At 63.6% G+C, this 12664-nt stretch carries 11 protein-coding genes; all 11 read left to right on the top strand.

Annotation, left to right across the window (positions count from 1 at the left end; genetic code table 11):
• The first annotated feature begins 510 nt into the window (after positions 1-510).
• The 11 genes from BVC93_RS09040 (at position 511) to BVC93_RS08990 (ending at position 12660) form a co-directional block, all read left to right on the top strand.
• Complete coding sequence (locus BVC93_RS09040) at positions 511-1242, top strand: LuxR C-terminal-related transcriptional regulator (RefSeq protein ID WP_236950303.1); 732 nt, start codon at positions 511-513, stop codon at positions 1240-1242.
• 561 nt (positions 1243-1803) lie between these two features.
• Entirely contained in the window at positions 1804-2445 is a 642-nt protein-coding gene (locus tag BVC93_RS09035) for a hypothetical protein (RefSeq protein WP_083736867.1), read from the top strand.
• A 412-nt stretch (positions 2446-2857) separates the two neighbouring features.
• Complete coding sequence (locus BVC93_RS33905; protein ID WP_236950302.1) at positions 2858-3316, top strand: response regulator transcription factor; 459 nt, start codon at positions 2858-2860, stop codon at positions 3314-3316.
• A 170-nt stretch (positions 3317-3486) separates the two neighbouring features.
• Positions 3487-5250 carry a glutamine--fructose-6-phosphate transaminase (isomerizing) gene (gene glmS / locus BVC93_RS09025; RefSeq protein ID WP_083736866.1) on the top strand — a complete coding sequence of 588 codons (1764 nt, stop codon included), beginning with the start codon at positions 3487-3489 and terminating at the stop codon, positions 5248-5250.
• Between the two features lie 47 nt (positions 5251-5297).
• Positions 5298-6119 (top strand): glycosyltransferase family 2 protein, encoded by an 822-nt coding sequence (locus BVC93_RS09020; RefSeq protein WP_083736865.1) that lies wholly within the window; start codon positions 5298-5300, stop codon positions 6117-6119.
• The gene (locus BVC93_RS09015) at positions 6116-7105 is read left to right on the top strand and encodes an NAD-dependent epimerase/dehydratase family protein (RefSeq protein ID WP_083736864.1); all 990 of its coding nucleotides are present in this window, start codon (positions 6116-6118) and stop codon (positions 7103-7105) included. The genes BVC93_RS09020 and BVC93_RS09015 overlap by 4 nt, the downstream gene beginning before the upstream one ends.
• 10 nt (positions 7106-7115) lie before the next feature.
• On the top strand, positions 7116-7469 hold the full coding sequence (locus BVC93_RS09010) for a hypothetical protein (RefSeq protein ID WP_157516829.1): 354 nt from the start codon (positions 7116-7118) through the stop codon (positions 7467-7469).
• Positions 7466-8422, top strand: a complete 957-nt coding sequence (locus tag BVC93_RS09005; RefSeq protein WP_083736862.1) for a glycosyltransferase family 2 protein — start codon at positions 7466-7468, stop codon at positions 8420-8422. Before BVC93_RS09010 ends, BVC93_RS09005 begins: the two co-directional genes overlap by 4 nt.
• The gene (locus tag BVC93_RS09000) at positions 8419-9213 is read left to right on the top strand and encodes a polysaccharide deacetylase family protein (RefSeq protein ID WP_083736861.1); all 795 of its coding nucleotides are present in this window, start codon (positions 8419-8421) and stop codon (positions 9211-9213) included. Before BVC93_RS09005 ends, BVC93_RS09000 begins: the two co-directional genes overlap by 4 nt.
• The gene (locus BVC93_RS08995) at positions 9206-10549 is read left to right on the top strand and encodes a hypothetical protein (protein WP_083736860.1); all 1344 of its coding nucleotides are present in this window, start codon (positions 9206-9208) and stop codon (positions 10547-10549) included. Before BVC93_RS09000 ends, BVC93_RS08995 begins: the two co-directional genes overlap by 8 nt.
• A complete protein-coding gene (locus BVC93_RS08990) occupies positions 10546-12660 on the top strand; it encodes a hypothetical protein (RefSeq protein WP_083736859.1) in 2115 nt (704 codons plus the stop codon). The genes BVC93_RS08995 and BVC93_RS08990 overlap by 4 nt, the downstream gene beginning before the upstream one ends.
• Positions 12661-12664 lie beyond the last annotated feature (4 nt).

Here is a 12664-nt window from a genome sequence, read left to right as displayed (position 1 = left end):
CGGATGTGCGAGGGGCAAACTGCGTAGCTCGTCTCAGGCAAATCTCAGGAATGCGGCGGCGCTACATCTGGGTCCGTCAATTATGCAGGCGGCAGCGTTTGTCAGCACACCGTCGCACCGATTGCCGGGTTACCCGATGCTTGTTTTTAGCAAACAAATGAATCTGCGTGCATGCGCCGCAACGGTGAGACGGCGTCTTTTCGCAGGCTGGATCACATAGTTGATAAATCCAGTTCACGGTGCCCGCCTCAAGGCCGCATAACGACGATCGGGCTACTGGCCCGCGATTGATCTTCGGCGACCGACGAAGAAGGTGAGAGACTGGCAAATTTACGATTGTGTGCCTTTTCTTGTCCGTAGCGATGACAGAGAGCAAGGGATGTGCTCAGAATGAGAATGCAGGACGGCCACTGCAAGAGGGATTGAGTACCGGGAGGCTGTTGTGGAGGTCGAGTTCAGCTCAACGTGCGTTGACTGGCAAAGGCGATGAACGCACCGGGGTCGACTACCGTGTCGGCCGAACACTGTGTGGTCGAGTGGGCTCCAACGCCTGTCGCACCCGGCGCAGGGCAGTCCTGTGCCCAGGACTGCTCACCACCTGATCCGCTTCACGACATCAGGGTGCTGGTGGTCGACGACTGCACGCTGCACCGCGACAACCTCGCCGCGCTGATTGCGACCAACGGAGCAGCCGACGTCAGAGTGGCATGGGATCTGCTGTCCATGACCGACGCCATCCGCGAGGGACCGTTGAACGTGATCCTGCTGAACGTCGCCACCCTGGACAGCGTCATTCTCTTACGCGCGGCGCTGGAGATAGCGCCGTACATCAGAGTGATCGTCGTCGGGGTATCGGAAGAGGACGACCAGGGAATAGTCGCCTGCGCCGAAGCTGGCGCGGCGGGATACCACACCAGAAACGAGTCGATCGAGGACCTCTTGGCGTTGATCGCGCGACTGGTTGCCGGTGAGTCGGTATGTTCGCCCCGGGTTTCGGCGGTGCTACTGCGCAGGTTGTCCAGCCTGGCCGCGCAGCGTCCCCTGGTACCGGACGATCTGATGTTGACGGCCCGGGAGATCGAGATTCTCGAGTTACTGGAACATGGGCTGTCCAACCGAGACATCGCAGAGCAGCTCTGCATCGCGGTGCACACTGTCAAGAATCACGTCCACAGCCTGTTGGCCAAGCTCGGTGTCAACACCCGCGGCCAGGCGGCGGCATTGGCTCACACCGTGCGTTGAATCGTGGTACCAGATCGGTTGTGAAAGAGCATGTTTCGAGTCAAGTGTGCCGTACGGACACGTGGCCGGCTGTCCAGAGGAGCCACCCAAAATTGGGTCAAAAGGTTCATTTACGCACTGGCGCAACCGGGGTCATAGTGGATAGATGCATACCCACTTGCCCTCCCGCGGCCTGCACAGGCGAGCCGGCAGCGGTAAGGCGACGGTGGCGACGTTGCTCGCCGCCGCCCTCGGCGTGGGTGCGTCACTGTATCCGGCGGATGTGCCGGGTCTGATCGGAATACCGTCATCCCAGCAGGAGGCTGAAGACTTCACCGCATTGGCACCGTCGGTCTACGCGCGACCTCGGCGGGCAGACATCACTTTGCTCATGACATCCGGTCTGGCCAACGTCGTGTCCAGTAGTGCCACCTTCGAGCTTCAAACGGAACTACTCGAGCTTGCAAAGTCCTACGGCTCGCCGGAGCTGGTCCGCTCACTCGAGCTCATGCGGTCCATTCAGGAAAGCGCACGAAGCCCCCAACTGGTCTTCGGAGGCGGCGGGGCGGCGGCCAGGCTGCGGTGTCGTCCACCGATGCCTTCCTGGAACTCGTTGTGCTGCTGGAGAACATCCTGCGGACACTGCCCGGAGTTTCGGGGCCCGCCCTGGCTGAACTGGTCACGAACCTCTTGCCGTCGGTACTTCGATCGCTGGAGACTGTGGTCGGCTCACCGGCTGACGCCAGCGCAGCCGTCGGAGTCATGGAGGTGGCGCCTCCTCCGGCGGAGTCGCCGTCGGCGCCGATTCAGGCTGTACCCAACAAGCCCGCCCCCGAGCCCACGGTGTCACCTTCGACGGAGCCACCCAAGCCGCAGCCCGAACCCACGTCTGCGGCACCTTCGACCCAGCAACCTGCTCCCGAGTCTGCCGCTCCCACAGTTGACAGCATCGTTACTGACAAGCCGCCAGCGCCGCGGACCACACCGGAACCCTCACCCACCGTGGCGCCGGAACCTGACGACGACAGCGAGCCGACTGCGACGTCGGAACCGGAACCGCAGGAGGACAACACCGATGGTGACTCCGGTTCCGAAGAGTCGGACGGCAACCCGTCCGGCGAGCAACAGTCCTCGAATGACGTTGGTTCCGACAATGATTCGCCGGATACCGGCAGCAATGATGGCGGGGGCGCATCGCAGGGGAATGACTCTACGAACGAGTGATTGGGCGACGGTGCCGTTCGTCGGCACCGCCTGTTGACACGAGGCCGGAGGCGATGGATGGAAGACAGTTCAACTCCGGACCTGCGGTCCGGACTACCCCCGCAGTGCGGGAAGTGAATCGGCGAACGAGCCACGACGGTGAACGCAAGCTGGTCTCTGCCGGCGACAGCACCTTTGTCCCGTGGCAAGAAGTCGCTGACCAGGGCCCTGCCCTCGAAGAGAAGATTCTTGTCGTAGACGACTGCACCCTGTTTCGAGACAACCTGGTTGCAGTTCTGACTGTCAACGGATTTCCGCCACCGAGTACCGCCTGGGATCTGCCTTCTTTGGTCTCAGCTCTCAATGACTCTGCGCTACGGGTGGTGTTGGTCAACATGAAGTCGCGGGCAGTGCGCTGCTGTTGAAGGCGGCGATGGACATCAACCCCGAGCTGCGCGTGATCGCGATCGGGGCCTCGGAGGCGGATGAGTCCGACATTCTGGCGTGCGCCGAGGCCGGTGTCGCCGGGTATCACATGAGGTCGGACTCGTTGGGAGATCTCATTGTGTTGATACACGATGTAGCTGCCGGCATTTCGTCCTGCCCGCCCGTGGTGTCTGCGATGTTGCTCAGGAGGCTCTCTTCTCTTGCCGCGCAATCGAAGACAAGCGAAAGAGAACTAGTCCTCACCGCGCGAGAGATTCAGATCCTGCGGATGATCGAGATGGGTCGGTCGAACCGCGACATCGCCGACGATCTCGACATCGCCGTACACACCGTGAAGAACCACGTGCACAATCTCCTGACCAAGCTGGGAGTCAGCACTCGCGCCGAAGCTGCCGCTCTGTCGCGCACCATCCGGTTCGAGGCCGGGTCGGGCCGCACGAACTAGACCGGGAGCTACCGAAAATGGGCTCCCTTGATCCATGTACGCGAAGGTTGCGGAGCCCGATAGTGAGAGTGTGTTTCGCTGGTTAACTCGGGGCGGAGCCAAGGTCGGGGGCGTCAAAGGTGTCTTCCCCCTTTACCTTCCGAATAAACCTGTCCGTTGGGAGACGTTTGATGTGTGGAATCATCGCTTGTCGGACACACGGACCTGCCGTCGACTATCTGTTGGCCGGACTTCGCCGTCTCGAGTACCGCGGTTATGACTCTGCGGGCCTGGCCGTACGCTCTGTGACCGGTGACGTGACCCGGTTACGCGCCGTCGGCCGCGTCGCCGCACTCGACCACGCCGTGCAAGAGTGGGGTGGCCCGGTGTCCGGGCACGCCGGAATCGGGCACACCCGCTGGGCCACGCACGGGGCGGTCAGTGAACAGAACACCCATCCGCACTGCGACTGCAGCGGTCGGATCAGCCTGGTCCACAACGGAATCATCGCCGATTGTGAACGGTTGCGACACGCCCTGGCGCTCACCGGGCACGACTTCAGCTCCGAGGTCGACAGTGAGATCCTGTGCCACCTGATCGAGGATCAACTCGCCATCACAGGTGACCTGCGGGATGCAGTACAGATGGCACTGACACCGCTGGTTGGCTCGTGGGCGCTTGCTGCGATGGACCAGGGGACCGGCAGCATCGTGGTGGCGGCGCAACGGTCGCCCCTGCTGATCGCCGAGACCGAACACGGTGTGTTCGCAAGTAGCGATATCGCGGCCATCGCCGACTGGGTTGATGAATTCCGGGCGCTCGACGACGGTGAGATCATCGAGCTCACCGGTGACCTCGGTAATCACGCGCCACGGTTGATGTCCTGTGGGTGGCGTAGCCACCAGACGGGGCTCGACGGCTACATCGACTACATGGCCAAGGAAGTGGATGAGCAGCCGGCTGCCGCTGCTCGGGTTCTCGCCGAAGTCGGTGGGGCAGTCACAGACGGATCTCTGTGGAAAGACCTGAACCTCGGTGATTTCGAGCGGATGCAGATCATCGGCTGCGGTACGTCACTGAATGCCGGACATGTACTCGCCAACTTCCTGCGTCGGGTCGGACGAGTGCCGGTGACGGTTGAAGCGGCCAGCGAGGCCGCCGACAGCATCGTCGAGCCGAACACTCTGTGTCTGGCCATCAGCCAGTCCGGTGAGACCGCCGATGTCCTCAATGCGCTTGCGGACCGGCGCTCTGACAGTGCCGTCATCGCGCTCACCAACAATGCGCACTCGACGTTGGCGCGGCGCGCCGACGCTTTCCTCGAATGCTTCGCTGGCCCGGAGATCGGTGTTGCGGCAACCAAAACCTTCGTGTGTCAGGTGATGGCGGGGACGAGTCTGATGTTGTCAGCGCTCGTCGCAAGCGGCCGAGTCACCGCTGTGGAGGCCAGTGCACTGATCGACGAGCTGAGCCGCATTCCCGAACGATTGGCAGAGGCCGGCGCAGTGTCCAAATGCATCATCCCGTCCATTGCCGAGGAACTCGGCACTGCAGGCGGATTCATCTTCATTGGCAGAGGCACCGGTGTGCCGTACGCGGCGGAGGGTGCGCTGAAGTTGAAGGAGCTCACCTACCGCTGGGCCGACCACTACCCCGCGGGGGAACTGAAACACGGGCCGCTGGCGCTGATCGACAGCGGAACCCCGGTGGTGGTGGTGGACGATCTCGATCCCAGATTGAACACCAATGTTGCCGAAGTTGCCGCCCGCGGCGGACGGGTGGTCCGGATCGGAGCGGCGGGCAACACTGTCCCCGTACTGCAGGGTCCGGTTGGGCCGTGGGGACCACTGGAGAGTGTGGTGCCCATGCAGATACTCGCCCGAACAATTGGGCTGTCGTTGGGCTGGGACGTGGACAAGCCACGCAACCTTGCCAAATCGGTGACTGTGGACTGACTTTCAGCCACTTCGCCCTCGTAGTTCCCTCTGATTGGAGTCCACACATGGTCACAATTGCCCGGTCGTCCAGAGACCCGAAGCTGACAGTGAGCCTGGTGATCCCGGTGCGCAACGAGGCGCGCAACATCGCTTGGGTTCTCGAACAGATCGTCGACGATGTTCACGAGATCATTCTCGTCGACGGTGACTCCACGGACGCCACCGTGACGACGGCGTTGAGTTACCGGTCGGATCTCGTGGTAGTACCCCAGCAAGGGTTGGGCAAGGGCAGCGCCCTGCGTACGGGGTTCATGGCGGCCACCGGGGACGTCATCGTGATGATGGACGCCGACGGCAGTATGTCGCCGCAGGAGATCCGGCACTACCTGCATTTCCTGGCCAACGGCTACGACTTCGTGAAGGGCTCTCGTTTCATCTGCGGCGGAGGGTCTTTGGACATCACCAGATTCCGCCGGCTCGGCAATCGGTTCCTGCTCGACGTCTTCAACATGCTGTACGGCGGCGAGCTGACCGATCTCTGTTACGGCTTCTGCGCCTTCCACCGGCGGTATCTGCATCATCTGGAGCTGACGGCCACGGGATTCGAGATCGAGGCGGAGATGACCGTCCGTGCCATGCAGGCCGGCCTGCGCATCGCCGAAGTTCCGAGCCTCGAGATGCCCAGACGGGCGGGGAAATCCAATCTCCATGCCGTCCGTGACGGGTGGCGGGTGCTGTCCACCGTCATCGGCGGCCGGCGCCGAAGGCCTGGTGCCCGCCCGGAGCCGATCCGATCGCGCCCGACACCAACGCTGGTGGAGATCACCACGCCGGACCCCACTCTCGAGACGGAAACACTCCGAGGCCGCGAGGAGATCTCATCATGAGTCGCACAATCGTCACCGGCGCAGCGGGATTCATCGGCTCGACCCTGGTGGACCGGTTGCTCCTCAAGGGTCACCACGTGGTCGGTATCGACAATCTCAGCACCGGCAACATGGCCAATCTCGACCACGCCATCCGGGTGAACAGGTCGACACCGGGACGGTTCGTGTTCCATCGACTTGATGTCCAGGCGCCGGAAATCAAGGACATCGTGCTGGGAAACAATCCCGAGGTCATCTTTCACCTGGCGGCGCACATCGACGTGCGCCGCTCGGTCGCCGAGCCGATGTTCGATGCCCGCAACAATGTCATGGGCACCATCAACCTCTGCGAGTCCGCTCGAGCTGCGGGTGTGCGTCGAATTGTCTACGCCGCCTCGGGTGGTTCCCGTTACGGTGCGCCGGAGCAACTGCCGGCGGACGAGCAGTGCCCCGTTGCTCCGGAATCGCCGTACGCGGTCAGCAAGATCGCGGGGGAGCTGTACCTCCAGGCGTACGCGAGTATGTTCGGCATCGCCCCCATCTGTCTGGCGTTGTCCAACGTCTACGGCCCGCGTCAGAGCGTGTTGGGCGAAGCCGGCGTGATCGCGGCGTTCGCCAGTGCGCTCGCTGCGGGAGGCAGCGGTACGGTGTTCGGGGACGGCAGCGCGACAAGGGATTACGTTTTCGTCGATGATGTGGTGAGGGCTTTCACCGCCGCAGCCGAAGCACCCCTCGAGGTCACCGGGATTTTCAACATAGGCACCGGCCGGCAGACCGCCGTCGCGGACCTGCACAGGTTGATCTCGTTGATGTTCGACGGCGCTCCTCCGCCGTTCTATGCGCCCGGGCGGACCGGTGAGGTTCACGACAGCGCACTGGACTCACGAAAGGCTTTCCGGGAGTTGGGTTGGACCCCCACAGTGGACTTGGTCGACGGCATCGAACGAACCGTCGGCTGGCTTCGCGAGGTCGTCGACTCGGACCGCCCTGCGGCCCTGGGTGTGTGAGGGGACTTCGATGGCACCTCGGCTCAGTCGTTGTGTCGCGGCCGTGGCGACGGCAGCCAGTGGATTCGTGATAGCGGGCGAATCGATCTCGGGGCTCGGGCATCTGGCCGCGGTTGCGTTCATCGTCGTGATACCGGCGATCGCCATCAGCGGGCTGCTGCCGCGGGCCGACAGTGCGCCGATGGTCCTGGTATCGGCCGCGGGTGCCATTTCCATCAATGCCGTGGTGGCGCAGACGATGCTCTCGGTCAACCACTGGTCGCCGGAGGCGGCCGTGGTTGTCATCGGCTTCATCGCTGCACTGCTGTGGCTGATACCGCCGGTCACATCGGGGAGTTCTGTGCTCAGAGGGGGAGAAGCATGACAAGGGAACCGCTACGACGCGACCCGAGTTTCGCGGTGGTGATCTGTGCGTACACGCAGAACCGTTGGGACCAGGTGCTGGCCGCGGTGGCGTCGGTGCGGGAGCAGTCGTTGGCCGCAGACGAGATTGTGCTGGTGGTCGACCACAACCGGGATCTCTACCGCGCATTACACGAGGCGCTCCCGGATATCACCGTCGTCGAGAACATGAATCAGAAGGGGCTTTCCGGCGGGAAGGACACCGGGGTGGCGATCACACACAGCGACGTGATCGCGTTTCTCGACGACGACGCGGTTGCACACCGCAACTGGCTTGCGCGCTTTCGAGATGCCTACACAGACAGTGACATCGCCGGGGTGGGAGGAACCACGCTGCCGTTGTGGGAGACCGGACGGCCGCGTTGGTTCCCCGAGGAGTTCGACTGGGTTCTCGGCTGCACCTTCGTCGGACGCGAACCCGGCGAGGTCCGGAATCTACTGGGCGGCAACGCATCGTTTCGCAGGGAGGTGTTCTCTGTCGCCGGTGGGTTCCCAAGTCACATCGGTAGGACGTCGGCTCAGCGGCGTCCCCTGGGCTGTGAGGAGACCGAGTTCTGTATCAGAGTCCGCCAGCACAGGCCGCACTGGCGGTTCATGTTCGAGCCTCTGGCGGTGATCTGGCATCATGTTCCCGCCGAGCGGGAGCGCTTCTCCTACTTCAGGTCCCGCTGCTACGCGGAGGGCCTGTCCAAGGCGGCCGTCACCCGCAGCGTCGGCGTCACCGACGGGCTCGCGGCCGAGCGTTCCTACACCGCGCGCACACTCACCCGCGGAGTCGTCAAGGGCGTCGCTGAAGCGCTGCACGGGGACCGGGCCGGGATCGAGCGATCAGGAGCGATCTCGGTCGGATTCTTCTCGGCTGCGGCGGGTTATGTCCGCGGCGGCGTGCTCCCGGGGGCTGTGGTCCGACGATGAGCGACACCGTACCCATCCTGATGTACCACGCCATTGCCGACGCTCCGTCGGCAGCGACTCGACGGCTTTCGGTTTCGCCGCGGATGCTGGCCGAGCAGCTCGTGTACCTACTGGAGCACGGGTACACGGGGTTGACCTTCGGAGAAGTCGCGGAGTCGTTCCGGCACGGAACGCCGTTGCCCACCCGGCCGGTGGTTCTCACCTTCGACGACGGATACGCCGACTTCGGCCGTGAGGCATGGCCGATACTGCGGCGGCACGGATTTCCGGCGACGTTGTTCGTCACCACGGGATGGGTGGCCGGTAACGGGCCGTGCGCGGCCGGGATTCCCCTGGACCGCACGCTGGATTGGAAGCAACTGCGTGCCCTGGCCGAGTCGGGGCTGGAAGTCGGGGCGCACAGTCACAGTCATCCGCAGTTGGACCAGCTCTCGGATGTTGCTCTGCAACACGAACTCTGGACCAGCAGGGTGTTGTTGGAGGCTCACCTGGAGACTCCGGTCACAACCATGTCGTACCCTTTCGGCTACTCGACACCGCGTGTCCGGGCGGCTGCCGCGACCACCGGATACGAGTACGCTGCCGTGGTCGGCAACCGGTGCTCGAATCCGTCCAGCGACCGGTTCAGAGTGCCGAGGCTGACCATCCGACGGAACACCAGCCTTGCCGCGTTCGCTGCGGCCGTCGGTGGATCCGAGCGGCCATTTCGAACGGATCGTGCTCTGACTGCCGCGATGGCGTCACTGCGGCTGGCCCGTCGGGCCGGCGGTCGGGTGCTACGAGATGGCTAGCGGCCGCCTGTTCGTCCGCAATGGCTACGCGTTGGTACTGAACACCGTTCTGTCCGGGGGCCTGGGGCTGCTGTACTGGGTGTTGGCTGCGCGCAACTACACCGACGCGGACGTGGGCCGGAATTCGGCGGCGATTTCGTCCTTGATGTTGTTGACCGGGATGGTGTCGGTCAACGCCGCTGGCACGCTCAACCGGTTCATCCCCAAGGCCGGCCGCAGGACCCGTGTTGTCGTTGCGTGGATCTATGCGCTGACGTCGTTGATGGTCGGGTTGTTGGCCTTGGCCCTGGTGGTACTCCTGCACTGGGTCGGTGGGCCTGCATTCGACCTGCTGCGCGAGCCGGAATACAAGGTCTGGTTCGTTGTGGCCGCCATCGGCGCCAGCGTCATCACGGTGCAGGACAGCGTGATGACCGGGTTGCGCTCGGCGGTGTGGGTGCCGCTTTTCAACGGTTTGTTCGCCACCGGGAAGATCGTGCTGCTCGTGATGTTGGCCGATACGGTTCCCCACGCCGGGGTGTTCTTCTCGTGGATCGTGCCGATGATCATCGTGATATTTCCGGCCAACCTGCTGATCTTCTTGCGGTTGCTGCCTCGGCACATGGCAGCCGCGGCTGACGACGCGGCTGAACTGGACCGCGGTCAGATAGGTGGCTTCTTCGCGGCTGACTACCTGGGATCGCTGTTTCTGATGACGACGATCTTCGTGGTGCCTGTGGTGGTGGCCACCAGGGTAGATCCGCACTCTTATGCGTACTTCTTCTTCGCTTGGTCCATCGCGACCTCGATGAACCTCGTCGCGGCCAATCTCGCGACCTCGATGGCGGTCGAGGGGGTCTACGACGAGAGCACGCTGGCGGACAACTGCCGTTCCGCTCTGCGCCGCGCGTTGATTCTGCTGCTCTTCGCCGCAGTCACCATCGGACTGGCTGCCCCCTATGCGTTGGGACTGGTGGGCAAGGGTTATCTCGATGCAGCGCCGCTGCTCCAGCTGGTGGCGTTCGCGAGCCTTCCGGCCGCGGTGGTCGAGATCTACCTCGGCACCCTCCGAGCCCGTGCCTTGCGCTTGCAGATCGTCGCGGTGCAGTTTGTGCGGGGTGTGACTGTCCTAGGCCTGGTGCATCAGTTCCTCAGCCACGGTTCACTTTTCATGTCCTACGGCGACGGGCGTCTCACCGCAGTTGGTGTCGCTTTCCTTCTCGGACAGTTGATCACCCTTGTGATGGTTCTGCCGGGTCTGGGCAGGCTGCTGGGTTGGTTCGGTGACCCGCCTGCCGAACCACTGCCGATGCTGGACGAGCGGCCTGTCGACCAGGTGGGTGGTCGTGCGCAATGACCCAGCAGATGCAGCATGACATCATCGAACTGCCGGAACAGGCCCCCGCCTCCACGCCGGCCGACAAATCCGGTGTCGGCGAAGTCTTTCTTGTTGTCCTGCTGTGGCTTCTGGTGGCCGTGGCCACAGGGCTGTACCTGGGTGAGTTGCACCGCGTCGACATGGATGCGATGAACGGCTACGGCCTGATCTCTGTCCTCCCGGCTGCCACCCTGGCCGGCCTCGGGTTACTCGTGGTCTCGTTCTTCGGAGCTTTGTCGCTTCCCCGCCAGCGCTTCTCGATTCTCGCCACTCACCTGGTGTTGATGGTGTTCATGGTGCACGGCATCACGGCTCTGCTCGAATCCGAACCGCGGTTCCCCATCACCTGGGTGCACCTGGGCTTCATGGAGTTCATCGATCGCACGGGCACCACTGCGCCCGGACTGGACACCAGGTGGTCCTGGCCGGGCTTCTTCGCTCTGGCGACGCTCTGGGCGGGTTCGGGTGACCCCGCGTCGTTCAGTCCGGTACTGCTGCTGGTACCGGTGTTCAACAATCTCCTGTACCTGGCCGCGCTCGGGCTGCTGATGAGTTCACTGCGGATCTCCTGGCAGGCAAAATGGTTAGCTGCCTTGCTGTTCTGTCTACTGAACTGGGTTGGACAGGACTACTTCTCCCCGCAGGGCTGGACACTTCTGCTGTATCTGTTGTTCCTGGGATTCCTGATGGCCTGGTTCCGCCCGCCGGTCGCGACGGCGCCGGACTCCCGACTGCGGCCACGCTGGATGCGACGTATCTGGCAGTGGTTCTGGCGAGGCACCGTCCCCGGTGAACTACCGCCGGGTGCTGCCGGAGCTGCGGAGAAGACGGTCGTCTTCGCTGTGCTGGTGGGGGTGTTCATCACCACGACCATCAGCCACCAACTCACCCCGTTTGCCATGATCATCGGTGTCGCGGGGTTGGTCATCGCACGCCGATGCGAACTGAAGGGGCTCCCAGCGCTGCTCGTCGTTCTGCTGTTGGCCTGGATCAGCTATATGACCCAGGCTTACTGGGGAGCCAATCTCGGCGAGGTCATGGGTGGTGTCGGCGACGTCAGCGGCACGGTGACGTCCAGTGTCGCCGATCGTGCGGCGCTGGGTGACCCCGGGCACCAGTTCGTGGTGCAGGTCCGGATGGTCACCACGGTGTTGGTGTTCCTGGTGGCGGCCTGGGGACTGTTGCGGAGACGGCGGCGGGGGTTCGAGGACCGGGTGCTCCTGGTGCTTACAGCCGGGCCGGTGGGGCTCGCGTTCATGCAGAGTTACGGTGGCGAGATCGCCTTGCGGGTATACCTTTTCGCCCTCGCACCGCTGAGCGTTCTTGTTGCGCTTGCATTCTTCCCCAGCTCGCAGGCGCGGCCGTCGTTTCTGGCGCAGTGTGCTGCCTGTCTCTGCGCGCTGGTGGTGCTGGGCGCGTTCCTGGTGAGCCGCTACGGCAACGAAGCCTTCGAGCGGATGCCGTCCGGGTCGGTGAGCGCGGTGCAGGCCCTCTACGAGAACAGCCAGGGGAACGTGACGGTGGTGTACGTGACGGCAGTCCCGGATCTCGGCTCCACACCGTTCATGCCACTGGGCTACCGCGATGCGGAGCGGGTCAGATGGCGAAACACCATGGCCCCTGCCGACCCCGCCGAGGTGTCGGGAGTGGTGGAGAAGCTGAGGGAGCAGGGGCCGGGGTCCTACCTGGTCACCACGCGCAGCCAAGAAGACATGGTGGTCTTCGGCCAGGGCTATCCCGCCGGCTGGGGTGAGCAGTTTCGCCATGCCCTCGCATCTGTTCCCGATATGCATGTGGTGTACCAGAATTCGGATGCCACGGTGTACTCGCTCGCCTGGCCCGCCGGCGCCGAACCCAACAGGTTCGCCCCCTTGGAGACGGGTGTGCAGATCTGGCGCACCCCTTGGACACCGCTCGGGGTGGCACTGCTGGTGATGCTGGTGGCGCTTCTCGTCACCCAGGAGGTACGGCGGCTGTTCCTGTCGCCCGCACAGCGGTACAGGTTGCGGCCGATGACGCTCGCGGTCGTTCCGCTGCTGGGCGGGTTCGTGTTGGTGGTCATCGAACGATTCGTGTTGCTGACGTCATGAGAAG

The organism is Mycobacterium sp. MS1601, from assembly GCF_001984215.1.
Taxonomy (GTDB): domain Bacteria; phylum Actinomycetota; class Actinomycetes; order Mycobacteriales; family Mycobacteriaceae; genus Mycobacterium.
This window is presented reverse-complemented; position numbering and strand designations above follow the sequence as displayed.

Excerpts from the sequence above, each read along its gene's own strand:
- BVC93_RS33905 (WP_236950302.1), top strand. The coding sequence starts at position 2,858 with ATGGACATCAACCCCGAGCTGCGCGTGATCGCGATCGGGGCCTCGGAG.
- glmS (WP_083736866.1), top strand. The coding sequence starts at position 3,487 with ATGTGTGGAATCATCGCTTGTCGGACACACGGACCTGCCGTCGACTAT.
- BVC93_RS09020 (WP_083736865.1), top strand. The coding sequence starts at position 5,298 with ATGGTCACAATTGCCCGGTCGTCCAGAGACCCGAAGCTGACAGTGAGC.
- BVC93_RS09015 (WP_083736864.1), top strand. The coding sequence starts at position 6,116 with ATGAGTCGCACAATCGTCACCGGCGCAGCGGGATTCATCGGCTCGACC.
- BVC93_RS09010 (WP_157516829.1), top strand. The coding sequence starts at position 7,116 with ATGGCACCTCGGCTCAGTCGTTGTGTCGCGGCCGTGGCGACGGCAGCC.
- BVC93_RS09005 (WP_083736862.1), top strand. The coding sequence starts at position 7,466 with ATGACAAGGGAACCGCTACGACGCGACCCGAGTTTCGCGGTGGTGATC.
- BVC93_RS09000 (WP_083736861.1), top strand. The coding sequence starts at position 8,419 with ATGAGCGACACCGTACCCATCCTGATGTACCACGCCATTGCCGACGCT.
- BVC93_RS08995 (WP_083736860.1), top strand. The coding sequence starts at position 9,206 with ATGGCTAGCGGCCGCCTGTTCGTCCGCAATGGCTACGCGTTGGTACTG.
- BVC93_RS08990 (WP_083736859.1), top strand. The coding sequence starts at position 10,546 with ATGACCCAGCAGATGCAGCATGACATCATCGAACTGCCGGAACAGGCC.